This window comes from Pseudomonas sp. CFBP 5748 (assembly GCF_053850495.1).
The window spans coordinates 249627-274225 of the sequence record NZ_JBSPTN010000005.1 but is presented as its reverse complement, the minus strand read 5'-3'; the positions used below and the strand labels follow the sequence as shown (position 1 = coordinate 274225).

21 protein-coding genes are annotated in these 24599 nt (G+C 62.0%); 17 read left to right on the top strand and 4 right to left on the bottom strand.

Annotated elements, in window-relative coordinates; all coding sequences use genetic code 11:
- The first annotated feature begins 5 nt into the window (after positions 1 to 5).
- From ACWNZ1_RS13885 to ACWNZ1_RS13815, 15 genes are all read left to right on the top strand, one after another.
- The gene (locus ACWNZ1_RS13885; RefSeq protein ID WP_256453327.1) at positions 6 to 1496 is read left to right on the top strand and encodes an aldehyde dehydrogenase family protein; all 1491 of its coding nucleotides are present in this window, start codon (positions 6 to 8) and stop codon (positions 1494 to 1496) included.
- Between the two features lie 26 nt (positions 1497 to 1522).
- Positions 1523 to 2317, top strand: coding sequence for an SDR family NAD(P)-dependent oxidoreductase (locus ACWNZ1_RS13880; protein ID WP_092445563.1), 795 nt, complete (start codon positions 1523 to 1525; stop codon positions 2315 to 2317).
- Between the two features lie 12 nt (positions 2318 to 2329).
- Complete coding sequence (locus tag ACWNZ1_RS13875; RefSeq protein ID WP_256453326.1) at positions 2330 to 3370, top strand: WD40/YVTN/BNR-like repeat-containing protein; 1041 nt, start codon at positions 2330 to 2332, stop codon at positions 3368 to 3370.
- Positions 3371 to 3381: 11 nt separating this feature from the next.
- Positions 3382 to 3831, top strand: coding sequence for a VOC family protein (locus ACWNZ1_RS13870; RefSeq protein WP_135845951.1), 450 nt, complete (start codon positions 3382 to 3384; stop codon positions 3829 to 3831).
- 13 nt (positions 3832 to 3844) lie between these two features.
- On the top strand, positions 3845 to 4447 hold the full coding sequence (locus ACWNZ1_RS13865; RefSeq protein WP_256453325.1) for an amino acid synthesis family protein: 603 nt from the start codon (positions 3845 to 3847) through the stop codon (positions 4445 to 4447).
- Positions 4448 to 4474: 27 nt separating this feature from the next.
- Positions 4475 to 5338, top strand: a complete 864-nt coding sequence (locus ACWNZ1_RS13860) for an alpha/beta fold hydrolase (protein WP_265072158.1) — start codon at positions 4475 to 4477, stop codon at positions 5336 to 5338.
- Positions 5339 to 5340: 2 nt separating this feature from the next.
- Positions 5341 to 6948: a bifunctional 3-(3-hydroxy-phenyl)propionate/3-hydroxycinnamic acid hydroxylase gene (locus tag ACWNZ1_RS13855; protein WP_265072157.1), complete on the top strand. Its 1608-nt coding sequence runs from the start codon at positions 5341 to 5343 to the stop codon at positions 6946 to 6948.
- Entirely contained in the window at positions 6945 to 7709 is a 765-nt protein-coding gene (locus ACWNZ1_RS13850; RefSeq protein ID WP_456027700.1) for a 2-keto-4-pentenoate hydratase, read from the top strand. Before ACWNZ1_RS13855 ends, ACWNZ1_RS13850 begins: the two co-directional genes overlap by 4 nt.
- 76 nt (positions 7710 to 7785) lie before the next feature.
- Complete coding sequence (locus ACWNZ1_RS13845) at positions 7786 to 8730, top strand: helix-turn-helix domain-containing protein (protein ID WP_256453321.1); 945 nt, start codon at positions 7786 to 7788, stop codon at positions 8728 to 8730.
- A 214-nt stretch (positions 8731 to 8944) separates the two neighbouring features.
- A complete protein-coding gene (locus ACWNZ1_RS13840; protein WP_135845945.1) occupies positions 8945 to 9613 on the top strand; it encodes a GntR family transcriptional regulator in 669 nt (222 codons plus the stop codon).
- 76 nt (positions 9614 to 9689) lie between these two features.
- Complete coding sequence (locus tag ACWNZ1_RS13835; protein ID WP_135845944.1) at positions 9690 to 10496, top strand: ABC transporter substrate-binding protein; 807 nt, start codon at positions 9690 to 9692, stop codon at positions 10494 to 10496.
- A gap of 12 nt (positions 10497 to 10508) precedes the next feature.
- Entirely contained in the window at positions 10509 to 11285 is a 777-nt protein-coding gene (locus ACWNZ1_RS13830; RefSeq protein WP_135845943.1) for an amino acid ABC transporter permease, read from the top strand.
- Positions 11286 to 11287: 2 nt separating this feature from the next.
- A complete protein-coding gene (locus tag ACWNZ1_RS13825) occupies positions 11288 to 12067 on the top strand; it encodes an amino acid ABC transporter ATP-binding protein (RefSeq protein ID WP_135845942.1) in 780 nt (259 codons plus the stop codon).
- A gap of 61 nt (positions 12068 to 12128) precedes the next feature.
- Positions 12129 to 13739: a gamma-glutamyltransferase family protein gene (locus ACWNZ1_RS13820; protein ID WP_256453320.1), complete on the top strand. Its 1611-nt coding sequence runs from the start codon at positions 12129 to 12131 to the stop codon at positions 13737 to 13739.
- Positions 13740 to 13974: 235 nt separating this feature from the next.
- Positions 13975 to 16911, top strand: coding sequence for a sensor domain-containing phosphodiesterase (locus tag ACWNZ1_RS13815; protein ID WP_456027699.1), 2937 nt, complete (start codon positions 13975 to 13977; stop codon positions 16909 to 16911).
- Between the two features lie 8 nt (positions 16912 to 16919).
- Here the strand turns inward: ACWNZ1_RS13815 and ACWNZ1_RS13810 are convergent, their stop codons facing one another.
- From ACWNZ1_RS13810 to ACWNZ1_RS13795, 4 genes are all read right to left on the bottom strand, one after another.
- Positions 16920 to 18032, bottom strand: a complete 1113-nt coding sequence (locus ACWNZ1_RS13810; protein ID WP_256453318.1) for an alkene reductase — start codon at positions 18030 to 18032, stop codon at positions 16920 to 16922.
- Between the two features lie 137 nt (positions 18033 to 18169).
- Positions 18170 to 20407 carry a molybdopterin cofactor-binding domain-containing protein gene (locus tag ACWNZ1_RS13805; RefSeq protein WP_456027698.1) on the bottom strand — a complete coding sequence of 746 codons (2238 nt, stop codon included), beginning with the start codon at positions 20405 to 20407 and terminating at the stop codon, positions 18170 to 18172.
- Positions 20404 to 20877: a (2Fe-2S)-binding protein gene (locus ACWNZ1_RS13800; protein ID WP_135845937.1), complete on the bottom strand. Its 474-nt coding sequence runs from the start codon at positions 20875 to 20877 to the stop codon at positions 20404 to 20406. Before ACWNZ1_RS13800 ends, ACWNZ1_RS13805 begins: the two co-directional genes overlap by 4 nt.
- Positions 20874 to 22139 (bottom strand): c-type cytochrome, encoded by a 1266-nt coding sequence (locus ACWNZ1_RS13795; RefSeq protein WP_256453316.1) that lies wholly within the window; start codon positions 22137 to 22139, stop codon positions 20874 to 20876. Before ACWNZ1_RS13795 ends, ACWNZ1_RS13800 begins: the two co-directional genes overlap by 4 nt.
- 221 nt (positions 22140 to 22360) lie before the next feature.
- Here ACWNZ1_RS13795 and ACWNZ1_RS13790 point away from each other — a divergent pair, with 221 nt between their 5' ends.
- Together ACWNZ1_RS13790 and ACWNZ1_RS13785 are read left to right on the top strand one after the other, a co-directional pair.
- Positions 22361 to 23575 carry an MFS transporter gene (locus tag ACWNZ1_RS13790; protein WP_135845935.1) on the top strand — a complete coding sequence of 405 codons (1215 nt, stop codon included), beginning with the start codon at positions 22361 to 22363 and terminating at the stop codon, positions 23573 to 23575.
- A 75-nt stretch (positions 23576 to 23650) separates the two neighbouring features.
- Complete coding sequence (locus ACWNZ1_RS13785) at positions 23651 to 24550, top strand: LysR family transcriptional regulator (RefSeq protein ID WP_135845934.1); 900 nt, start codon at positions 23651 to 23653, stop codon at positions 24548 to 24550.
- Positions 24551 to 24599: the final 49 nt, after the last annotated feature.

Genomic DNA, 24599 nt, shown 5'->3' with positions numbered 1-24599 from the left:
CGGATATGAACCAGATTCAATTGTTACCTGCCGTCGAGAAGTTCCTGTCGCAACCGGGCCGCCTGTTTATCGGCGGCACCTGGCAGGACGCCGCCAATGGCCGCCGGTTTGCCGTTGAGAACCCAGCCACTGAACAGACCCTGGCTGAAGTCGCCGAAGGCGGCGAACGCGACGTGGATGCCGCCGTCGCTGCCGCCCGCGCGGCCTTCACGGGGACCTGGGCACAGCAGTCACCGGCCCAGCGTGGGTTGTTGCTGTTTCGCCTGGCGGAACTGCTCGACCAGCATCGCGAAGAGCTGGCGCAACTGATCACCCTGGAAAACGGCAAGCCGATTGCCAACGCCCGCGGGGAAGCCGCGAGTGCGGCCAATATCATTCGCTACTTCGCCGGCTGGCCGACCAAGATCGAAGGCAGCACGCTGCCGGTATCGCCCTCCAGTGGCGCACCGATGCTCAACTACACCTTGCGTGAGCCGGTGGGTGTCTGCGCGTTGATCGTGCCGTGGAACTTCCCGTTGACCATGTGCGTATGGAAGCTCGGCCCGGTATTGGCGACCGGCTGTGTCGCGGTACTCAAGCCCGCCGAGCAGACCCCCCTGGTTGCCATTCGCCTGGTGCAACTGATCGAGGCCGCCGGTTTTCCGGCCGGGGTGGTCAACCTGCTCACCGGTCTTGGTGTGCATACCGGCGCACCGCTGGCCCAGCACCCGGACGTGGACAAGATCGCCTTCACCGGCTCGACCCAGGTGGGACGACTGATCGCCCAGGCCGCCACCGGCAACATGAAGAAGGTTTCGCTGGAGTTGGGTGGCAAGTCCCCCAACATCATCCTGCCGGACGCCGATATCGTCCGGGCCGCCAAAGGCGCCGCCGACGGCATTTTCTACAACCAGGGGCAAGTCTGCACCGCTGGATCGCGTCTGTACGTGCACGCCAGCGTCCTTGACCAGGTGCTTGAAGAACTCCAGCGCCACGCGGCCGCCCATGTGTTGGGGCCTGGCCTGGATCCGGCCAGCAGCATGGGCCCGCTGGTCTCGGCGCGGCAATTGGGCACGGTGCGTGGCTACCTGCAACGGGGCCAGGAAGAAGGCGCCGAACTGATCTGCGGCGGTGACCGGCCGGCCCACCTGGAACGTGGCCACTTCATCCGGCCTAGCGTGTTTCTCGACCGCGCCGAGCGTGCCTGTGTCGCCCGGGAAGAAATCTTCGGTCCGGTGCTGACCGTGATGAGTTGGACCGAGATCGATGAGTTGGTGCTGCGTGCCAACGACTCGCCCTACGGCCTGGCCGCCGGTCTCTGGACCCGTGACTTGCGTTCCGCCCATCGCGTGGCTGCGCAGTTGAAGGCCGGTTCGGTGTGGATCAACTGCTGGAACGTCGTCGACCCGGCCTCGCCATTTGGCGGCTACAAACAATCCGGCTGGGGCCGGGAAATGGGCAAGAACGTGATCGATGCCTACACCGAAACCAAAAGTGTCTTCGTCGATCTCGCCTGAGCCGAACAATCACAAGAGGAACTGCTATGGATCTGGAATTGCAAGGCCGCGTGGCGATCGTCACCGGCGGTGGTATGGGCATCGGCAAGGAAGTCGCGCGTTTTCTGTCCCAGGAAGGTTGCAAGGTGGTGATCTGTGCGCGGCGCATGGAGTTTCTCCAGCAGGCCGCCGAGGAAATCACCGCAGAGACCGGCAACGAAGTGCTGCCGCTGTTCTGTGACACCAACCAGATGTCGGCGGTGTCCGACATGGTCGAGGCTGCCCACAAGCACTTTGGCCGCATCGACATCCTGGTCAACGGCGCCGCGGCACCGTCCGGTGTGGTGCGCAACGACATCGAACATGCCGGTGACGACGAATTGCTCTCGGACCTGAACACCAAGGTGATCGGCTATTTCCGTTGCGCCAAGGCGGTGACCCCGCACATGAAGGCCGGCGGTTTCGGTCGCATCATCAACATCGGTGGCCTGACCGGGCGTGGCAGCAAGGTGCTCTCGGGCATGCGCAACCTGGCCATCGCCCACATGACCAAGACCCTCTCCGATCAACTGGGTCCATCGGGCATCACTGTCAATCTGATTCACCCCGGTGTGGTCGATACCCCGCATATCCAGGAACTGTACGAGCGCGAAGGCGTCAAGCAGGGCAAGACGCCCGAGCAGGTGGAACAGGGCTACATCGACGCGACGCCGATCCGGCGCACGTTGGCGCCCATCGAAATGGGCTGGCTGATCGGTTTCCTGGCTTCCCCCAAGGCGGGCGCCGTGACCGGGGAATCCATTGGCATCGACGGCGGCTTGACCCGTGGCATCTTCATTTGAGGAGCAGCAGTGATGAGTAATGGAACCCTTTTGGTCGCTACCGTAGGGCAAGCGGTGATCCGCAGCGCCGATGATGGCCATACCTGGCACCGCCTCGGCCTGGGCCAGGACCTGGAATTCGATGCGATCACCCGATCCCTGAGTTTCCATCCGGGGACGCCGGAGGTGATCTACGCCGGCACCGATGTCGGCCTGTGCATCAGCCACGATACCGGCGGCCATTGGCAGCGGGTGGATTCACCGTTCAACGGGCAGACCGTCTGGAAAGTGGCCGTGGACCCACAGGATGCACAGCGCATTTTCGTCGGCACCGGTGCGCCTTCGCGGGCGGTGCTGTGGCGGACCCTGGACGGCGGCCAGAGCTGGGATCGTGCCCCCGTGGAGATCCCGGAGTTCTGCGAGGGCGTCAGTCGTCCGCGCTTGCTGGCCTTCGCCTACGACCCGACGGACCGCAACCAGCTCTGGTTCGGCCTGGAGGAGGGCGGGTTGTTTCACAGCCGTGACGGTGGCGACAGCTGGACCCGCGTCGATGACCGCTTGCTGTGGGACTTCAACTCGGACGTGCACAACATCCTGGTTTTGCCCAACCATGGGCAAAAGGTCATCGTGGTGGTGTGCGTCAACGCCGTTTACCGCAGTCTCGACGAGGGGCAGACCTGGACCGGCATCGTCGCCCGGGAAACCTTCGGCTTGTACTACGTGCGTGCTATGAACGCGGCGCCGGGCAGTGAAGACACCCTTTACCTGAGCATCTCCGACGGCACCCCCGGCACGACCAGCAAGGTGCTGGTCTCCCGGGATGCCGCCCTCAGTTGGGAAGTGTTGCCACTGCCGCAACAACCCAATTCCTGTATCTGGGCGATTGCCTTCAACCCTGGCGACCCTCGCCAGATCGTCGCCGGGACCAAGTACGGACACCTGTTCACCTCCGAGAACGGCGGTAACGGCTGGCAGAAGCAGTGGCGTGAGTTCAGTGAAATCGCCGATGTGCTCTGGACGCCCGCCGTGGCACAGATCAAGTCCGGGCATCAATCCATCGTCAAGAAAAACTGAGGTATCGCACGATGAAAGTCGAGGTCGTTCGAACTCACCTGTCGCTATTCGTGAGCGATCCTGAAGCGTCGGCACGTTGGTACGCCGATGTTCTGGGCATGCACGAAAGCGCCCGGGGTGATAGCTGGGTCATGATGGCGTTTGGTGCCAAGCATCACGACATTGCCTTGATCCGCGCAGAGCCGGGGGCCCATCAGGGCGGCTTGGGCCTGCAGCACTACGGGCTGGAAATCGCCGGTGACATGACCACGCTGCGCCAGCTCTACGGCATGTTGCTCGCCAAGGGAATCGAGGTGGTGAAGATCACCGATCACGAAATCGGCAATGGCGTGTACTTCAACGACCCCGATGGCAATCGCATGGAATTCTTTCTCGAGACCGAACACGACGATGAGCGAGGCAAGGCCCGTTTCAAGGCCGCCGGAGCCCCCAGCCGAAATTTTGATCTCGATCCACTTTAAAGAGACCTGTCTTATGAAAACCGCAAACTTCGCCAGTTACCACATCCGCAAATGGTATAGCTTCGTCGAGGAAACCCTGGCCAACGAAAGTGGCCAGTTGGCCGATGGCGAACCATTGTTCAAATACGCCATTGCCGCCGTGATCGCCAATCCCTATGCCGGGCGCTACAGCGAAAGTCTGGCCGAACTGATCGAGCCATCTCCTTTGTTGGGCCAGGAATTTGGCCGGCGCATACAGGAACTGGCGGGGCAGCGTGAGGTTGTCAGTTATGGCAAGGCGTGCCTGGTGGGCAGCCAGGGCGAGTACGAGCATGGCAACGCATTGCTGACCAATCCGGCGGCGGATCCGATCCGCGTCGCATTGGGCGGTGGCAAGTCCTGGGTCCCTTCCACGGGCAAGCGTGGCGGGCCTGGCGTGACCATTGATGTGCCGCTGGCCCACAAGGACGCGCTGTATGTCCGCTCGCACTACGACAGCCTTTCGCTGTCGTTCGGTGATGGACCCTCGGCGGACGAGTTGATCATCATCTGGGCCTTCGCCACGCGCGGGCGTTTGCATGCACGCCTGGGCGGTCTCCAGGCCGCAGACATCAAGGGCAATGATGGCCTGCATTGAGGTGGGTTGATCGTGGAGAGCAAACGAATGTCTGCAAACAGCCACTTCTTCACCAATCGCTCGCAGATGCGCCTGCACTATCTGTCGTGGGGCAACCCGTCGGGCATCGCGGTGGTGTTGCTGCACGGGCTGCGCTCCTATGCCCAGACCTGGGATGGCCTGGCCAATGCGCTGGGCGAGCGGTACTGCTGCTATGCCCTTGACCAGCGCGGTCGTGGCTACAGCGACTGGGCGGATCCCTCCAGTTACCGGACCGAGGCCTATGTCCGCGACCTTGAAGATCTGGTGGCGCATTTGGCACTGCAACGTTTTGTCCTGGTGGGCCATTCCCTCGGCGGCACCAATGCATTGGAGTATGCGCGGCTCAACCCGGGGCGACTGCAAGCCTTGGTGATCGAGGACATCGGTCCCGGCTCTTCGGTCAGTGGTGATGGCGCCGAACGCATTCGGCGCGAAATGAGCCAGACGCCGCTGGTGTTTCCTGACTGGGAGAGTGCCGCTCAATTCTGGCGCCAGGCCCGACCTGGCCTGTCGCTGGAAGGGCTGGCGTCCAGGTTGATGCACTCGATGAAAGAAACGCTGGCCGGGATCGAATGGCGTCACGACCAGCAAGGCATTGCCCAGGCACGCCTGAGTATTACCCCGACTGACCTTTGGCCCGCGGTGCGGGCACTGGATTGTCCGACGCTGTTCATTCGTGGCGCGCGTTCCGATTTCCTGCCCTTGGCGACCCTTGAGGCGATCAAGCAGACCAATCCATGGGTGCGGACAGAGGAAATCGCCGACGCCAGCCATTATGTCCATGATGACCAGAGCGAAATGTTCAACCTTGTCGTCATGGATTACTTATACGACCAACGCCTACAACCACAACAACAAAGCGGTGAATAGCGATGAAGCAGGAGAAAACCCAGGTTGTCATCGTGGGTGGCGGCCCGAACGGGATCACGGCTGCTCATTACATGGGGCTGTACGGAATCGACTGCGTCGTGCTTGAGCTGGCTGACGGCGTCCTGCCGTATCCCCGCGCGGTGGGCATGGATGACGAGGCGCTGCGGGTGTTGCAGGGCATCGGCATCGCCGAGCTGGCCGCGCGCGACATGATCTGCAACGTGCCGTTGCGTTACTACAATGCGCGCGGTGTCTGTTTTGCCGAGGTCAAGCCCAGCACGGCTAACTATGGCTGGCCGATGCGCAACATCTTCATGCAACAGTTGCTTGAAACGACGTTGCGCGAGCAGCTGGGCAAACACACCGGCGTCGAGTTGCGCCAGGGCCATGAAATGCTCGACCTGGAGCAGGATGCCGAGGGCGTGACCTTGCAGGTGCGCGATGCCGGGGGTGAGCTCTATCAATTGCAGGCGCAGTACGTGATCGGCGCCGATGGCGGACGTTCCAGCGTGCGCAAGAAGCTCGGGATCGAACTGCTGGGGCTGACCCATCCGCGCAAATGGGTGGTCATCGACACAGCCAACGATACCCTGGATGCACCTTATACGGCCTTGCATGCCGATCCTCAGCGCCCCTTCGTCTGCATCTACCTGCCGTATCAGCAACGGCGCTGGGAGTTCATGCTCCTGGAGGGTGAAGACGAGACCAGGATGTGCGAGGAGGCGACGATCCGGGACTTGATCCGTGGGCATATCGGCGATGCGGTCGATCAACTGGAAATCATCCGGATCCGCGCCTACACCCATAACTCCCGGGTCGCGGCGCGCTTTGTCCAGGGCCGGGTGGCACTGGTGGGGGATGCGGCGCATATTTCCCCGCCCTGGGCCGGGCAGGGGCTCAACTCGGGCCTGCGGGATGTCGCCAACGTCACCTGGAAGCTTGCCGCGATTCTCCAAGGACGGGCGTCGCCGGCGATTCTTGCCAGTTACGATCAGGAGCGCCGTGGGCATGCGACCGATCTTATCGCGTTGGCCGACAACATGGGCGCCGTCCTGGGGCTGACCAATCCGCTGATGGCCGGTGTCCGGGACTGGTTGTTCCAGGCCGTCAATAGCGTCGACAACCTTCGCTCGCACTTGCTGGAATTCAAGTTCAAACCCAAGGCGACCATCACCAAAGGCCTGGTGTATCACGAGCGCGCCGAGCTGCATGAGGATGATCTGGTCGGGCAGTTGTTCATCCAGCCGTCTATCGAAGATGCCCAGGGCCAGCGCCGGCGTCTGGACGAGGTGTTGGGGCATTCCTATGCGGTCCTGGGGTATCGGGTCAATCCGAGCGAGCAGCTCAGCGAGCAAACCGCGGCCTGGTGGGCGCGCTGGGACACGCGCTTCATCCAGATCAATCGTTCGCGCAGTGGCGTGGGGCGTAACCAACCCTTGTCTGCCGATGGCGCCATCTGCGTCGAGGACATCGATAACCGCCTGGGCGAGTGGTTTGCCAAGGTGCGAGATTGCATCGTGGTGGTGCGGCCGGATCGATTTGTCGCCGCGATCACCACACCCGAGCGGCTCGAAGGCGTATTGCGCAAACTGGCGGAGCAACTCTCATGAGGCGCGAAGATGATCTGCTGGTCCGGCTTCACGATGCCGCGCAGGCCGTACACGCCTTGCCTTCGTTGGAGCCTCATGCCTTCGACCTATCGGCGGGCTACACCTTGCAGCGCGAGGCATTGCGCCGACGCCTGGTCGCGGGTGAGCGGTTGACCGGATGGAAGGTGGCCTTCGCTGGCCGCGCCGCCCAGGACCGTTTTGGTATTGATGAACCGGTCCTGGGCGGTTTGACCGATGCCATGACTGTGGAGCCCGGCAGTACGCTGGCGTTTGCCCGGCTGATCCAGCCCAAGCTGGAAATCGAGTTGGCGTTTGTCCTGGGACGTACGCTGGTGCCTGGTTTTTACAGCGACGAAGATATCCTGGCCGCCGTGTCAGAGGTCGCGCCGGCGTTCGAAATTGCCGATTGCCGCTGGGAGGGCTGGCGTTTCGGCGTCGGGGCGTTTCTGGCCGACAACGCCGCCGCGGGGCTTTATTGCCTTGGTTCGCGAATCAGGTTTCATCCTGAGCAATTGACCCACGTGACCTATCGCCTGGAATGCGACGGGGTGCCCTGCGGCGAAGGCAATGCCAAGGCGCGCGAGGACACACCCCAGGCAAACCTGTGCTGGCTGGTGCGACGCTTGCTGGCCGACGGGCAATGCGTTGAGGCGGGCCAGGTCGTGCTGTCTGGAGCGTTGCTGCCGCCCATGGCTGTCCAGGCGGGCGAGTACCGGTTGCACATGCTTGGCATGGAACTGGCTTTGGTTTTCCAGGCGTGAACCACGGCCATCGTCAGGGAGGATCGAGCAACTCATGAGCCGACAATAAGAACCGGACCACCGAGGAACGATGACCATGCTCGCCGAAGTCCGTACCTTCAATGATCCCCAGCAACACGCCGGCTCCATCCTGGGTTGGCAACAAGTCTATGACCAACTGGGTCGTGGCTGCCTTTCCAGTGAGCTGCGGCAGATTTGCGCTGATCGCTTCCAGATTTTCCAGGAAGTGCTGGATAAACGTGTAGTGCAACGCGGCTGCGCACCAAAAGGGCGCTTGTGCATTGCCATGTCGCTGGGCAGCGGCAGCGCGCCGGTGGTCCAGGGGCATCAGGTGGGCGCCCATAGCGTGGTGTTGCTGCGCGATGGAGAGGACTTTGTCTTGCATGCCCCGGAAGGCACGCACTTCTTCGCGGTCAACGTGGACACCGTTCGATTCGCCAAACTGGCGGCCTACGAACTGTCGAACGAACAGCTCAAGCGTTTGAAAAGCGAGTCCCAGATCAGCGTGGATGAAGCGGTGCTGCTCAGAGTCCAGCAAAGGATTCATCCGTTGTTCCGTCACCTTCTGGAACAAACGGATGCCATCACGCCAGCCTCGGAAAAAATGCTGGAGGAGGTGCTGCTCAACGCCTTCCTCGATCTGTTCAGCCACGCCTCGGACGAGGTGCGTGGCCGTCGCGGAAACGTTGCCGTCAGTGCCTACCTGGTCAAGCGCTGCCAGGAACTGGTCGTAGACAGTGGTGACACACCGCTGAGCATTCTTGATTTGTGCGAGCAATTACGGGTGAGCCGCAGGACCCTGCAAAACAGTTTCCAGGCGGTCACCGGAATGCGTCCGGTCGAGTATCTGCGTAACCTGAGGCTCAATGCCGTGCGGCGGCGCTTGATCACGACCTGTGCAAGCACGCTGAATGTCAGTGAGATCGCCGTCGCCATGGGGTTCTTCCACCTGAGTCACTTCGCGACTCATTACCGAACGCTGTTTGGTGAATCACCTTCGGACACTCCCAGGGCTGGATGATTGGGTGTTACCTGGCTACCGCTGTGCACAGTAATGGTCACCGCCTGAGCCATTTGGTAGCACGTCTACCCAATTAACGCCGGGGCTCTTGCATGCCCCACAGTAAGCCCTTTCCTTTAAATCAATCACTTGCACATCAATCCATGCAGTTGGCATGCATTCTGCTTTTTTGAATTTATGGATAATTGGATACAAAAATTCAGAAGGTGCAGCCATGCAATTCGCTCCGAGTTACGTTGAACGCCCGCCGATGACGGCCGAGGAGGAGGCTTACAACTTCCTGCTGGACGCCATTTGCGGCGGTCGATTCCGCAAGGGTGACCGACTGATCGCCGAGGACATCGCCAGCGAGATCGGCATGAGCCGGATGCCGGTGCGCGAGGCGTTTCGTCGATTGGATGCCCAAGGCCTGGTGACCCTTCGGCCCAATCGCGGGGCCATTGTCAGTGGCCTGGATATCGATGAACTGCACGAAGTCTTCGAGATGCGCAGCGTTCTCGAAGGCCTGGCGATCCGTGTCGCGGTCGCCAGGATAGGCGAGCGCCAATTGGCGGCCCTGGAGCGTCTGCTGGACGAGATGGACGATTACCGTGAGGAAAGCGCCGAGTGGGTCAGCCGGCATCGCGCTTTTCATGAATACCTGTGCAGCCTCAGCGGTCGTCCCCGGTTGCTGAAGCAGATCAGTGCCCTCTATTCCCTGATCGAGGCGCCCATGCGCCTATGGCTGCAGCACGTGGAAAAACCCCTGAGTGCGCGCCAGGAACACGCGGTGATCCTCGACGCAATTCGTACTGGCGACGCCGATAAGGCCGAGGCAGTGGTGCGCGCGCACATCGAAGGCACCGTTCCTGAGTTGATCCAATTTCTGCAATCGAAAAAATAACCAGAGCGGGCCCCGAGCCTGCCGGTGTTTTGACTTTGAGTACTGCCCGTTACTTACTGAACTGGAGTGTCTGGTCATGCATAAGCCTCGCCTGTTGGTTGTCGCCCTATCCTTGGGATTCTGTGCTCAGTGGGCGGTTGCCGCGCCCGTTGTTCCGGAGCGCTTGCTCAAGGTCGATAAACTCGTCTATTGCTCGGGCATGGATTCGCCGCCCCTGGTGTCTTTCGATGAAGCACAAAAACCCAGGGGCCTGACCGTCGACCTGGGCCTGGAAATCGCCAAGCGCCTGGGTGACAAGAAGGTCGAGTGGCGGGTCATTCCCTTTTCCGGACTGCTCCCGGCCTTGCTGGCCAAGCAGTGCGACATGATCGTCGATCAGTTGTTTGACAAGCCCGAGCGCCGCGAGGTGATCGATATCGTCAACTACATGTACTCCAGCCAGGCGGTGGTGGTGCCCAAGGGCAATCCTAAGGCCCTCAAGACGCTGCCTGACTTGTCTGGACACAAGGTTGCGGTGCTCAACGGCTCTACGATCAAGACCCTGCTCGACGCCGAGAACGAAACCCTGGCCAAGTCCGGCAAGCCGGGGATGAAACTGGTGGTCTACAACACTGACACCGATGCTTTCCAGGCCTTGCGCATCGGCCAGGTCGACGCCTACGGCACCACCGTGGAAACCGCCGGTTATTACGCCGCCATGGCTCCCGACCTGTTCGAAGAAGGGGTTCCAGCCTTCAGTCGGATTCTCACCGGCCTGGGCATTCGCAAGGATGATCCGCAATTGACCGCCGCCGTGCAGCAGGTGATCAGCGACATGCGCAGCGATGGCAGCTACAGCCAACTTCTCGGTAAATGGCATGTCGCCAGTGACACACTCGATTGAGGTGAACCACCGATGAATTTCAATTGGGATGTGTTCTGGCAGTACCTGTTACAGCCCAGCGGGGTCTACCTCACCGGGCTCTGGCTGACCTGCGTGATCAGTGTGCTGGCGATGTTGCTGGGCTGTGCACTGGGGCTGGCGGCGGCGTTGCTGCGGTTGTCGCGCAACCCGTTGCTGAACCTGCCGGTGCGCTTTTACGTGTGGCTGATGCGTGGCACGCCGCTGCTGGTGCAAATCGTCTTTCTCTACACCGCGCTGGCCGCCGGCGGGATTTTCCGCTTCGAAGACATCGACCTGTTTGGCCTGGTGATCCCCGGCAATATCCAGGCGGCGATCATTGCCCTGGGCCTCAACGAAGGCGCTTATATGGCCGAGATCATCCGGGCCGGTATCGGCGCGGTGGACAAAGGCCAATACGAGGCCGGGCGCTCCCTGGGCATGACCTTCGCCAAGCTGATGCGCCGCGTGGTCCTGCCCCAGGCGTTCCGGGTCATCGTTCCGCCGCTGGGTAACGAGTTCAACGTGATGCTCAAGAACACCACGTTGGTCAGCGTGATCGGCGTACAGGAACTGCTGCTCAGCACCCAGATGGTCACGTCGGCCACGTTCCGCGTGTTCGAGCTGTACCTGGTGGTGGCGATCTATTTCCTGTTGCTGACCACGCTGTGGGGCTTTTTCCAGCGCTGGCTGGAAGCCCGTTTCGGCCAATCGGACCGGCCCTCGTCACCACCGCCGGCGTCGACGCGGATGTTCGGTCGCAGCACCCTGAACCTGCTGAGGGCACGTTAACCATGGCGCACAAAAGTGAAGAGCTGATCATCGAAGCCCTGGATGTGCACAAGTCCTTTGGCGAGTTGCAGATCCTCAAGGGCATATCCTTGCAAGTACGGCGTGGCGAAGTGGTGGTGCTGATCGGCGCTTCCGGCTCGGGCAAGACCACCTTTATCCGCTGCATCAATCTGCTGGAAGACATCCAGGGCGGGCGCATCCGCGTCAATGGCCGGGCCATGGGGTATCGCGAGCGGGCCGACGGTAGCCTGGTGCGCGATTCGGAGCGCAACATCGCTCGCCAGCGGCGGGACATCGGCATGGTGTTTCAGCGCTTCAACCTGTTTCCTCACATGACGGCCCTGGAGAACATCATCGAGGCGCCGATCCAGGTGCTCGGGATGCCTCGCGCCGCGGCGCTGGAACAGGCCCGCAACCTGCTGGAGCGGGTCGGTCTGGCGGACAAGGCCAACCACTACCCGTCGATGCTCTCCGGCGGCCAGCAGCAACGGGTGGCGATTGCCCGTGCCCTGGCGATGAAACCCCAGGCCATGTTGTTCGACGAACCCACCAGCGCTCTTGACCCGGAAACCGTTGGCGAGGTGCTGCAAGTGATGAAAGCGTTGGCAGAGGAGGGCATGACCATGGTCGTGGTCACCCATGAAATGGGTTTTGCCCGAGAAGTGGCAGACCGTGTGGTGGTGCTGGATCAAGGCGAACTCATCGAGCAAGGCCCGCCGGAGCAGATTTTCAGTCATCCCACGCACCCTCGAACCCGGGCTTTTCTCAGTCGCGTGTTATGACCTTTGCAAGAGTGTTCCCCTAAGTTCGACCCATGAATCCTTGTGCTGAAGAGCCTTTGCCATGCTGAAATTTTCTGCTCACGAGTACCCTTATCCGTCGCAACGCCAGAGCGTTTTTGCCCGCCGGGGCATGGTCGCCGCTTCCCAGCCCCTGGCGGCTCAGGCGGGCATCGAGATCATGCAAAAAGGCGGCAATGCCATTGATGCCGCCATCGCCACGGCGGCGGCGCTGACGGTAGTCGAACCCACTGGCTGCGGCATCGGCGGCGATGCTTTTGCCTTGGTCTGGTGCAAAGGCCAATTGCACGGCCTCAACGGCAACGGCCATGCACCGGCGACCCTGAGTATCGAGGCGGTCAAGGCGGCCGGCCATGAACAGATGCCGCTCTATGGCTGGACGCCGGTGACTGTCCCGGGTTGCCCATCGGCCTGGGCCGAGTTGTCGCAACGTTTTGGCAAGCTGCCCTTTGCCGTGTTGCTGCAGCCGGCGATCAGCTTGGCGCGGGACGGTTTTGCACTGTCGCCGGTGGTTGCCCATCAATGGCAGATCGCGCTGAACGAGTTCGCGCCCCATCGTGATCAGGTCCTGGATGCCTGGTTCCAAACCTTTCTGATTGACGGTCGCGCGCCACAAGCCGGGGAGATTTTCTGCAACCCGGCCCAGGCCCGCACCCTTGAAGAACTGGCCGCCACCCGCTGCGAAAGCCTGTATCGCGGTGCCCTGGCCGCACGCCTGGATGCCCACTCCCGGGCCAGCGGCGGTTACCTTCGCGCCACGGACCTGCAGGATTATCGCGCCCAATGGGTGGCGCCGATCCACGTCAACTACCGAGGCGTCGATGTCTGGGAAATCCCGCCGAGCGGGCAGGGCCTGGTGGCCTTGATGGCGCTGAAAATACTGGAAGGCTTCAGCTTCGATCACCGCGACAGCCCGCAGACCTGGCATCGCCAGTTGGAGGCCATGAAGTTGGCCTACAGCGATGGCCTGCACTACATCACCGACCCCCTGCACATGCGCGTGGCGGTGGCTGACCTGCTGAGCGCCGAGTACAGCGCTCGCCGTCGCAGCCAGATCAGCGAACAGGCCCTGCCACCCAAGCCTGGCGACCCTCACGCCAGCGGCACGGTGTACCTGGCGACCGCTGACGGGGAAGGCAACATGGTCTCGTTCATCCAGAGCAACTACCACGGATTTGGCTCCGGCGTGGTACTGCCCGACAGCGGCATTGCCTTGCAGAACCGCGGGCAGGAATTCAGCCTCGATTCGAGCCATGCCAATTGCCTGGCCCCGGGCAAGAAGACTTTCCACACCATCATTCCCGGTTTCCTCACCCGCAATGGCCAGGCCCTTGGTCCTTTCGGCGTAATGGGCGGCTACATGCAGCCCCAAGGCCATGTGCAGATGGTGATGAATCTGGTGGACTTCGGCCTGAACCCGCAAGCGGCCCTGGACGCTCCGCGTTGGCAATGGCTGGGCGAAATGAAAGTCGGCATCGAGCACGGCGCCTCCCGCGACCTGGCCAATGCCCTGGCGCGGCGAGGTCATGACGTGCGGATCGCCAGCGACCTGACCGATTACGGGCGGGGCCAGATCATCTTGCGCGATCCGGTCAGCGGGGTACTGTGTGGTGGGACCGAGCCCAGGGCGGATTCGCATATTGCTGTGTGGTGAGGCGATTCGGCTGTCCCAAACACACGTTTCCAGAACACCACTCTCGCAAAGGACTTCCCTACCTCATCTGAACCTTCCGGCAATACAGCGCTCACTTGTTAAGTCGCCGTGCCAGTGAGCGCTGTCCCATTGCCGATAAGGAATTCGCATGGAAGCTTTACATCAAGGGCTCTCTGGCATATTTCTGGCAGTCGATAAGTAAAAATCACGCCATTTATTGGCTCAGGGAGCGCTGATGAGTGTTCGTCCATTGAGCGATTCCCCGCCGCAATCGAACAATTACGTTGTCACACCTCACAGCCAAGAACCCCCGGATCCTGTCGGCATGGCATACGCAGGCGACGAAGACACGATTGAGCAATTGTTGGAATCGGCGCGTAACTGGGCCCATACCACCCAATGGGTGGTATATCGCGCCGGTGAGCAGATGCATCTGGTCGGGCAAGGCGATCCTCGGGGGCAATGGCCATCAAGCATTGCCAATACAGAGTTTGAGGCTTTCTGCCAGACCGGACAGTTGCACCGTTGGCCGACCGGTAGAGGCGAAAGCGTGCTGGGATGGCTACTGGCGCCAGCCACCGATGCCGAGGAGCCGGCGCTCGCCGAGTTTGCCCGGCGCTTGGGCATTGAGGTTCAGACCAATACCCTTGCCCGTGCCCAGGTCACTCAACGTGTGCTGTACGAGATTACCTACCTGGCCAGTTCGACCCGCGACCGCTCCGTATTCCTGGTTGGGGTTCACCAGTTGCTCGCCAGCCTGATCGACGCCGAGAACTTCTATCTCGCGTTGTATGACCCGCGCACAGGCAAGATCGACTACCCGTATTACGTCGACATCATCGACGTTGATGCCGTGGAGTCCCAGCATTACGAATACCTTGACCCTGCGCATCTGTCGCTGACCGGCCAGGTGTTGACCACGGGCCAGCCGTTGCTGATCGACGCTGCCGGCATTTGCGAGGCTCAGGCCGAGGGCCGTTTCTACTGCGTGGGTGATCGTCCCGAGTTCTGGATGGGGGCGCCGTTGAAAAATGCCTCGGATGAGGTATTTGGCATGCTTGCCATGCAGGTCTACGACGTTGCGCGTACCTACAGCGCTGAGGACCGCGCGCTGTTTCTGGTGGTTGCCCGTCACGTGGCCATGGCCCTGGACCGGATTCTGAACCGAGAGGGCATGGAGGAGACGGTGATGCGTCGTACGCTGGAGCTTTCGGTACTCAACGACGCATTGCGCCAGGAAGTGGCAGACCGAGAGCGCGCCGAACATTTGCAGAGCGCGCTGTTCCAGATTGCAGAGCTGTCGAGCCAGCCCGGGGACATGGCTGAGCTATTTCAAACCTTGCATGGCATCGTCGGTGATCTGCTGTTCGCGCAGAACTTCTACATCGCGCTGTTCGACGACGCGATCGGTGAAGTGACCTTTCCGTACTATGTCGATGAGCGGAAAACGACCCTCCCGGCGGCACGACGTGGGTGCCGGGGCTTGACCGAGTACGTTATCCGCCAGCGTCGCCCTTGCCTGATTGATCCCTTTGATGCTGATCGGTTGTCTGCGCAAGGTGAACTCGAAGTCACCTACGAGTCGGTCCGATTTCATTCCTGGCTGGGCATCCCGTTGTTCGATGGCGATGTCGTGCGTGGCGTGCTGGCGGTGCAAAGCTATACCTCGCAGGTGGGCTACACCCTGCGCGACCAGGAGCTGCTGACGTTCGTGTCCCGGCACATTGACACGGCGTTGTCGCGCCGCACCGCAGCCGAGGCGATCCATGCCGCCAACCTCAAGCTGGAAGCCCGGGTGCAGGACCGCACCCGCGAACTCGATCACGCCAACGCCAAGTTGCAGCACGAAAATGCCCACGATGCGCTGACTGGGCTACCGAATCGTACTTATCTGCAACAGCGCCTCAATCTGGCCTGGTCGCGGTTCGAGAGCGAAGGCGGGCAACTGACGGTGATGTTCATCGACCTCGACCGCTTCAAGAGGGTCAACGACAGCTTCGGCCATCACTTTGGCGACCTGCTGTTGATGCAGGCTGCCCACCGTTTGCGCAGTTGCTTGCGTGACACCGACATGCTGGCGCGCCTGGGGGGCGATGAGTTTTCGGTGCTGGCGCCGGAAGCGACGCTGGAGGTGGCGATCGAAATCGCCGAACGGATCCTGGCGGTGTTCGATTTGCCATTTTTCATCAATGGCCACGAAATTTTTTCCTCCTGCAGCATCGGTATTGTCAGCGCCGACCGTCAGTTCCATCACGAGCCCGCCGACTTGCTGCGCGATGCCGATGTGGCGATGTATCGGGTTAAAAGTGCCGGGCGCGACAGCTACGGGGTGTTCAACCAGGAAGTGCGTCGGCAAGTCTCCGATCAGGTCGAGCGTGAAGGGGCGTTGCGCAATGCGCTCAAGCGTACCGACGAACTGCTGCCGTATTTCCAGCCGATTGTCAGCGTTGAAAACGGCGAGCTGGTGGCTCTTGAAGCGCTGATTCGCTGGCATCAGCCGGGCGGTCGCATCATCGCGCCGGGCGAGTTTTTGCCGGATGTCGAGGGTTTGCGCCTGATCGGTCGATTGGACCTGTATATGCTCACCCGCATCGCCGTGATCCTCGCACAGCCCGAGCACGCTAATTGGCCGCCGGTGCATGTCAATTGCTCCAGCTACAGCATGACGCGCCCGGACTTCGCCGATGATGTGCTTGCCCTGTTGGCGCGGTACCAGGTCGAGCCGTCGCGGATCTGCCTGGAATTGACCGAAGGCGCGCTGGTGGCCGAGCCTGCTATTGCCCGCTTGACCATGCAGCAATTGGCCGACAACGGTATGTCGGTGGTGCTCGATGACTTCGGCGCGGGATTTTCATCCCTGAGCTATGTGCATCAATACCGTTTCAGCGGCTTGAAGATCGACAAGTCGTTCATCTTCGAACTGACCAGCAGCCCCCGCAGCCGCGCCATCGTCCGGGCGATCGTGCGGATGGCCGAGTCTCTGGACCTCAGCGTGGTGGCCGAAGGTGTCGAGGATGAAGAGACGCTGCTCTTGTTGCGCGAAATGGGGGCAGGGCAGGCCCAAGGTTATTATTTTGCCAAGCCGATGGGGCTGGACGCCTTGTTGGCGACTTCGCTGCTCGGTCGCCAGGCGCCTGAGGACAGCGCACCGGGCAGACCGAGCCTGGGATAATGTTTGCCTTATGGATGGGCGGGATAGTCGATGTATCCGCGCTGGTCACCGCCAAAGAAGGTACTCGGGTCTGGGGTGTTGAGCGCTAGCCCGTCGCGGATCCGTCGTGGCAAGTCAGGGTTGGCCAGGAAAGGTCTGCCAAAGGCAATGATGTCCGCACGGTTGGCGGCCAGGGCTTGCTCCGCTGTTTGCGGGTCGTAGCCTCCGGCGATCATCAATACGCCGTTCCATTGCGTACGCAACTGACTGATGATCGCGTCCCAGCGCGGATCGAAGTTTTCGTCCTTGACGGTGCCTACCACGGCCGGTTCTACGAGATGCAGGTAGGCCAGGGGCCAGCGGTTCAACGAGCGGACGATGTAGCCGAATGTGGCCTCGGGTGTCGCATCACCCATGCCCATGAAGCGTCCCATGGGCGTCAGCCGTACGCCCACGCGTTCTGCCCCCACCTCATCGGCAACCGCTTCCACGACGTCCAGCAAGAGCCGGGCGCGATTCGCCACGCTACCGCCGTAATTGTCCTCACGCTGGTTACTGTTGCTATTGATGAATTGGTCGAGCAGATAACCGTTGCCGGCGTGAATCTCGACGCCGTCCATGCCGGCTCTCAAGGCATTGCGCGCTGCGCGACTGTAGTCGCTGATGATGTCGGCGATCTCAAATGCTTCCAGGGCGCGGGGCGTGGGTACATCCTCCCAAACGCCGTTGCCCTGATCATCGACAATGAACGTCTTGCCTGGAACGGGCAGTGCGCTGGGGGCAACCGGCAGGGCGTTATCGGGTTGGAAACTGGGGTGAGAAACACGCCCCACATGCCACAGCTGCATGAATATCCGCCCACCGGCTTCATGCACGTGTGTGCTCACCTGACGCCAGGCGTCGACCTGCTCGTCGCTGTAGATGCCTGGCGTCCAGGCGTAGCCCTGACCTTGGCGGGAAATCTGCGTGGCTTCGGTAATGATCAGCGCGGCGCTCGCGCGTTGCCGATAATATTCAGCGTTCATGGCGGTTGGCAGGTCGCCCGGCTGCCCGGCCCGGGAGCGCGTCAGGGGCGCCATGGCCATGCGATGAGCAAGTGTGTAGGGGCCAACCTTAATGGGTTCAAGCAGGTGCTGAGTCATGGGTGTTCCTCGTGACGACATGGCAGGGTGCAGCGGTTGGTCACTAACTTAATCCTCCCGGCGTCGAGTGATAATCCAGTCGAAGCTCTACGCTGCATTGCGTCAAACGCAACGCTTTGGGGCGGCGTGAGGCCGGGCTATTGCGGCTGCGCTGACCGGGTCAGGGGAAGGTTCAGCCAACGCCGGCCCGTGGCATTCGCCACGGCATTGCCGAGGGCGGCGGCCATGGGGCCCTGGACGATCTCGGCGGCACCGAGAAATGGCTGCCCCGGTTGATCGAGCAAATGCACATCGACCTGCCTGGGCAATTGTGTAAAGCGCAGGATCGGATAACCGCTCCAGTCGTAGCTGCGTACGCCACCGGGGTCGTAACCGACTTTTTCAAACAGCGTCCAACTGGCGGACTGCACAATGCCGCCCTCCACCTGGTTGCGCAGGCCATCGGGGTTGACGATTTGGCCCACGTCCACCGCTGTCACCACGTGATCGAGTTGTACCTCGCCTGTCAGCGGATGCACCTGTAGACGGACAGCCAGGGCGCAGTAACCCATGATGTTTTTGTAGCGGGCAAACGCGAACCCTATGCCTGAACCTGGTTCGTTGCTTTTGTGCGGCCAGCCCATAGCGTCCCGGACACGCTCGATCACCGCACGTGCCCGTGGGTCTGTGAGATGGGCGAGGCGAAAGGCGACTGGATCGGCGCCGACCTGGACGGCCAGTTCATCGATGCAGGCTTCGATGGCGAAGATATTGATGTGCGCCCCCAGCGAGCGCATCGCTGAGGTGCGAAACGGCATTTGGGTCACGAAGTTCATGTCGATGCGGGTGGACGCCAGGCTGTACAGCGGCACGGCATTTCGATCGCCATCCCCTTCGGGCTGGGCGATCGGCACCGACGGCGCGGAAACGAACGGGCGAGCCAACAACCGGGCGGGAATCAACCTGCCGGCGTTTACGATGCGTTCGTTGTGCGGCGTCGTCCACAGTTCATAGGTCCAGTCCTGCAATTTGCCCTGCGGATCGAGGCTGGCCCGGACCTCGGTGAGCATGGCGCAACTGTAGGGCTCCCAGAGATTTTCCTGTTCGCGCATCCATTGCACGCGCACCGGCGTGCCGGCGACGCGCATTGCGATCAATGCGGCATCGGCTGCCGCGTCGTCCGCACCATTGTGGCCGTAACAGCCGGAGCCCTCGACATGGATGCAGCGCACTCGTTCGACTGTCAGCCCCAGCATTTCGGCGATTCCCGCGCGAAGAGGGAAGACCCCCTGGGTATGAGTCCAAACGGTGAGCAGGCCATCCTTGAACCAGGCCACGGCGCAGGAAGGGCCGATGGAACCGTGCATGAGGTACTGCTTGGTGACCCGGGCGCGATAGCTCGCGCTGGCTGTGGCCGCTGGTGTGCCTTCATGGCTGATCGGGTAGCGGCGGGCGGGCAGGCGTGTCAGTAATCCGTGGATGTCCTGAGGGTCGGGGAGCGGCTCTGCGCCGCTCCAGCGCGCCAGCTCATAGCCGCTGCGCATCGCCTTGATGGCCTGCCACTCATCTCGGGCAACCACCGCCAGGTAGTTGCCGTCGCGCACCACCTGTACGACGCCGGGCAGGCGTTTTATCGATTCGGTATCGAAGTCTTCAAGAGCGCAACCAGGACGTGGCGGGCGGATGACCCGCGCATGCAGCATGCCTGGCAGGCGCATGTCCTGGACAAAAGCGGCGCCGCCACTGACCTTGGCCGGGATATCCAGGCGTGGAAGCGAATGGCCGATCAGCTTGAAGGCGGACGGTGGCAGCGATGGCGATTGCGCCTTCGCGTAAAGGTGCAAGTCGACGCCCTTGACGGCCTCGGCGTAGGACATTCGCTGGCCAGCCGGGCCCTGGATGACGCCCTCGTCAGTCACCAGCAATGCGGCTTCCACACCCCAGTTGCGTGCTGCCGATTCCAGCAGCAATTGCCGCACCTGAGCGGCGGCATTGAACAAGGCGGTGCCACTGTCGAAGATGCTGTGGCTGCCGGCGGTATAGCCTTCGTTCGGTGTCAGGGCGGTGTCGGCGGTGAGCAGGGTGATCGCCCCTGGCGAGACGTGCAGGCGCTCCGCGGCAATCTGCAGGAGGGCTGTTTTTACCCCGGTCCCCAATTCGACTTTACCGGTGTAGACCGTGATGCCTTCGGCACTGACGCGGATCCACGCATCGAGGTAGGGATTGGTGCGCAGGCTTCCTGGAAGATCGGGCGCCAGCACGACCGTGCCAAGGGTATCGACCTCGCTATCGGCCAGCGCATGACGCGCCGCCGGTACCAAGGTGAACGCCAGCACCAGCGCGCCCCCGCGCAGGAACGCGCGGCGCCCTTGGTCGACTTCATCGCGAAGGGTCATGTGGCACTCCTGTCTGGCCTGGCAACGCGGCTGATGGCGTCGATGATGCGCAAATGGGTTCCGCAACGGCACAAGTTGGTTGCCATGTGCTCGCGTAGGGTCTGTTCGTCCGGATGGGGATCGCGCTCAAGCAACGCCTGGGCGCGCATCAGCATGCCGGCGATGCAGTAACCGCACTGTGCGGCCTGGGTCTCGATAAAGGCCCGTTGCAACGGGCCAGGACGATCCGCCGTGCCCAGGCTTTCGACCGTACGGATGTGCTTGTTTTCCAGGCCGGAGCAGGGCGTCAGGCAGGAGAACACGGGCTGGTCATCGACCAGCACGGTGCAGGCTCCGCACTGACCCAGGCCGCATCCGTATTTGGCGCCGTTGAGCCCCAGGTGATTGCGCAGCGCGTACAGCAGCGGCATGTCCGGCTCCAGTTCCAGCGAATGGGGCGAGCCGTTGACGTTGAGGGTCACTTGGGTCATTGCGCCTCCTGACGTAACTCATCAATAGTGGAAGAAAGATCCGCCCACGGTTGGCCAGGCTTGGCCTGCTCGCGCAGGAACCCGGCCAGGGCGGCGAGCTGGTGGTTGTCGAGGCTGGCAGCGAAAGGTGGCATGCTCGGTCCGGGGCGCCCCGGGGTGGCGGGCACACCTTCAAGCACGGTCTTGAGAAAGTTGCGCGCGCTCGTCGCATGCAGCGCCGATGTGCGGTCCAGTGCAGGGCGCCCATCGATCTGGCGCATGGGCGCGGCCGGGCCATGGCAGCCTGCACAGGCGCTCTGGAACAGTAGAGGGCCAGGCGTTTGCCCGATCACCTCGCTGGGAGGTTTGATCGAGGGCGCGACCGGGCTGGGCGCGGGGGCCTTGAGGCTCAGGAGATATTCGGCGATCGCGTCGGCGTCGCTGGCCGGCATGTTGGTCAGGCTGAGGCTGACCGGTCGCATCGGTCCCGCGGCGGTGCCATGGCCCTCGACCACCTCCGCCCGCAGGTAGCGCGCCAGTTGCGCGCTGCTCCAGGGGAATGTCCGGCTGGCCATACCCAGCAGGGAAGGGGCCTCCCATCCGTCTACATGCCCTCCAGCAAGATGCTGGTTGGATTTCTCCGCGCCCAACGGATTGAGCGGCGAATGGCAGCCGCCACAGTGGCCAGGGCCTTCGACCAGATAACGTCCACGATTCCAGGTTGCAGATTGTTGGGCCACGGGCGTCAAGGGTTGCTGATGCAGAAACAGCAGGTTCCAGAACGACACCAATGGCCGGATGTTCATCGGGAAGTTCATCCGGTTTTGCACGGCTGGTGCGTGTACGGCGGGGCCACTCATCAAGTAGGCGTAGACGTCCGCGATATCCTCGTCGGTCATGCGCCGGTAGTACGCGTAAGGGAAAGCGGGATACAGCAAATGCCCATCCCGGGAAACGCCCTCGCGCATCGCCCGCTGGAACGCTGGCAATGACCACTGGCCAATCCCGGTCTCGATATCCGGCGTGATGTTGGTGCTATAGAGCGTGCCGAACGGTGTGACCAGCGCCAATCCTCCGGCCAGGTACTGACCGCCGGGACGGGTATGGCAGACCGCGCAGTCGCCGGCTTCGGCTACCCGCGCACCGCGGTGCACTTGGCTGGAATCGAATGGTGATTGCGCGTCGGCGGGAGCGATCGCCGGGCGCCACATCAACAACGCGGCACCTATTCCACCCACCAAGGCGAGTACGACGGCGCCCACCCACAGCGGCTTGGTTTTCATGATTCGCCCCTTCATTCGCCGGTTCTCCGTAGCCCGTGCCCAAGCGTAGCGAAGGGGTATGGGTTGCGGTATTGCCAACCCGCGCAATGACGTTTTGCGTCATTGGCAACGCTGGGGTCGTTGCGTCATGCGCATCGCTGCATTGCCCCAGCGACGGATTCTCCTGGGCGAGCGTCGCGCCTAGCCTTGGCGACACTCTCTCCATCGAATGAGGTTCCATCATGGCCATCGGCAACTTTGCAACTCCGGCAAATACGGCGCAGGCAGGCGAACGACCGGCTCCAATCTCCAGCACCCTGGTCGCCTTGCTGGCTTTCTGTTGTGGGGCCGTCGTCGCCAACCTCTACTACGCCCAGCCGATCGTCGAGCTGATCGCCCCGCAAATCGGCCTGTCCAGCGCCAACGCCAGCCTGATCGTTTCGCTGACCCAATTAGGCTATGCCGTGGGCCTGCTGCTGTTGGTGCCTTTGGCTGACTTGATGGAAAATCGCCGCCTGGTGGTGGGCTTCACGCTCGTCGCCAGCCTGTGCCTGGTAGCGGCAGGCTTCACCGACTCGCCTTCGTTGTTCCTGTTGTTCTCATTGCTGATAGGCCTCACTTCCGTGGCCGTGCAGATTCTCGTACCGCTGGCGGCGCACATGGCCCCTGAAGCAAGCCGTGGCCGTGTCGTTGGCAATATCATGAGCGGCTTGCTGCTGGGGATTCTGCTCTCACGCCCACTGTCGAGCCTGCTGGCACAGGCGGTCGGTTGGCGTGGTGTGTTCTTCAGCGCCGCAGCCCTGATGGCGTTGATTGCCTTGGTCATGGCCGTTGCCCTGCCACGGCGCATGCCAACCCATCAGTCCTCTTACGGCGAGTTGATCCGCTCGGTATTTGCCCTTGCGCGACGCCACCCAAGCCTGCGAGAGCGTTCCTTGTATCAAGGGTTGCTGTTCGCCAGCTTCAGCCTGTTCTGGACCATCGTGCCCATTGAACTGATTCGCCAACACGGTTTCAGCCAGGCGCAGGTCGCGATGTTTGCCTTGGTAGGGGCCGTTGGTGCGATCGCGGCCCCGATTGCCGGTCGATTGGCGGACGCCGGGCATGGCCAGCGTGGCACCCTCGCTGCGTTGATACTGGCCCCTGTTGCGTTGTGGTTGGGGGCCCTGCCAGGCAGTGGTTATCTCTGGCTGGTGGTGTGCGCGGTGCTGCTGGATTTTGCCGTGCAGCTCAACATGGTCCTCGGCCAGCGTGAGGTGTACGCCATCGATCCCCATAGCCGGGCGCGTCTGAATGCCGTGTACATGACCAGCATCTTTGTCGGCGGGGCCCTGGGTTCGTTGATCGCCAGCCCCCTGTATGAGCAGGTCGGGTGGAACCTGTCGGCGGCTGCGATCGCCTGTGTTCCAGGCTTGGCGTTGGTGCTGTTCCTAAGCCGTCGCCATCGCAAGGCTTGAGCACAGTCATACAAGACAGCTCTTGCGTGCTCAGGCATAGTCGTCGAGGTGATTTTTCGCTCTCGGAATCGGCTTATGGACAAGTTGCTGGCGCTGAAGATGTTTGTTGAAACCGTGCGTTGTGGCGGCTATTCATCGGCGGCGCGCAAGCTGGGTATTTCCACGTCTTCGGTGACCCGGCAGGTGGCGGCGTTGGAAGGGGAACTGGGCGCCAGCCTGCTTAATCGCACCACGCGCAACACCAGCGTCACGGTCGCCGGGCAAGCCTATTTCGAGAAGGCCCTGGCGATTATCGAGTCCATCGACGAAGCCGATGCCATTGTCGCCGACCGTGGCACTGAGCCCCAAGGGCATCTGCGTGTCAGTGTCCCGGTGGAGTTCGGCCGGCGCATCATCGCTCCCCACCTGGGCCGTCTGCTTGATCGTCATCCCGGCCTGGAAATCAGCCTGTCGTTGAGCGATCGGGTCAGTGACCTGATCAGCGAGCGAATCGATGTGTCGGTGCGTCTCGGTTCGTCGGTGGTCAGCGATGACATCGTCAGTAAAAGGATCGGCCATTTCCAGCGTTGGGTCGTGGCCAGCCCCGAGTACCTGGCACGGACCGGTTTGCCACGCCACCCCAATGACCTGCTCAAACACCAGTGCCTGCGTTTTGATTATGGCGCAGCGCACCATGCCTGGACTTTCCAGGGCGACGAAGCTGTCTTGAGCCTGAATGTGCAGGGGCGCTTGCAGAGCAATAACGCCGACATCCTGCGAGAGGCGGCGCTGGCCGGTGGCGGCGTGGCGCTGCTGGCCGACTGGTTGGTGCGCGACGATGTCGGCCAGGGCCGCCTTAGCCGCGTCCTGGAACACTACGAAGTCAATCCCGGGGCCGCCAGCTCCTGCATCAACGCGCTGTATCTGCCCAACCACCGCGGCTCCAGTCGCATCAATGTGTTCATTGAGTTCCTCGAGGAAATCCTCGTCGCCTGAACACTCTTGAAGAAAAGCCGCGACCGCTGAAGGCGGATCGCGGCTTTTT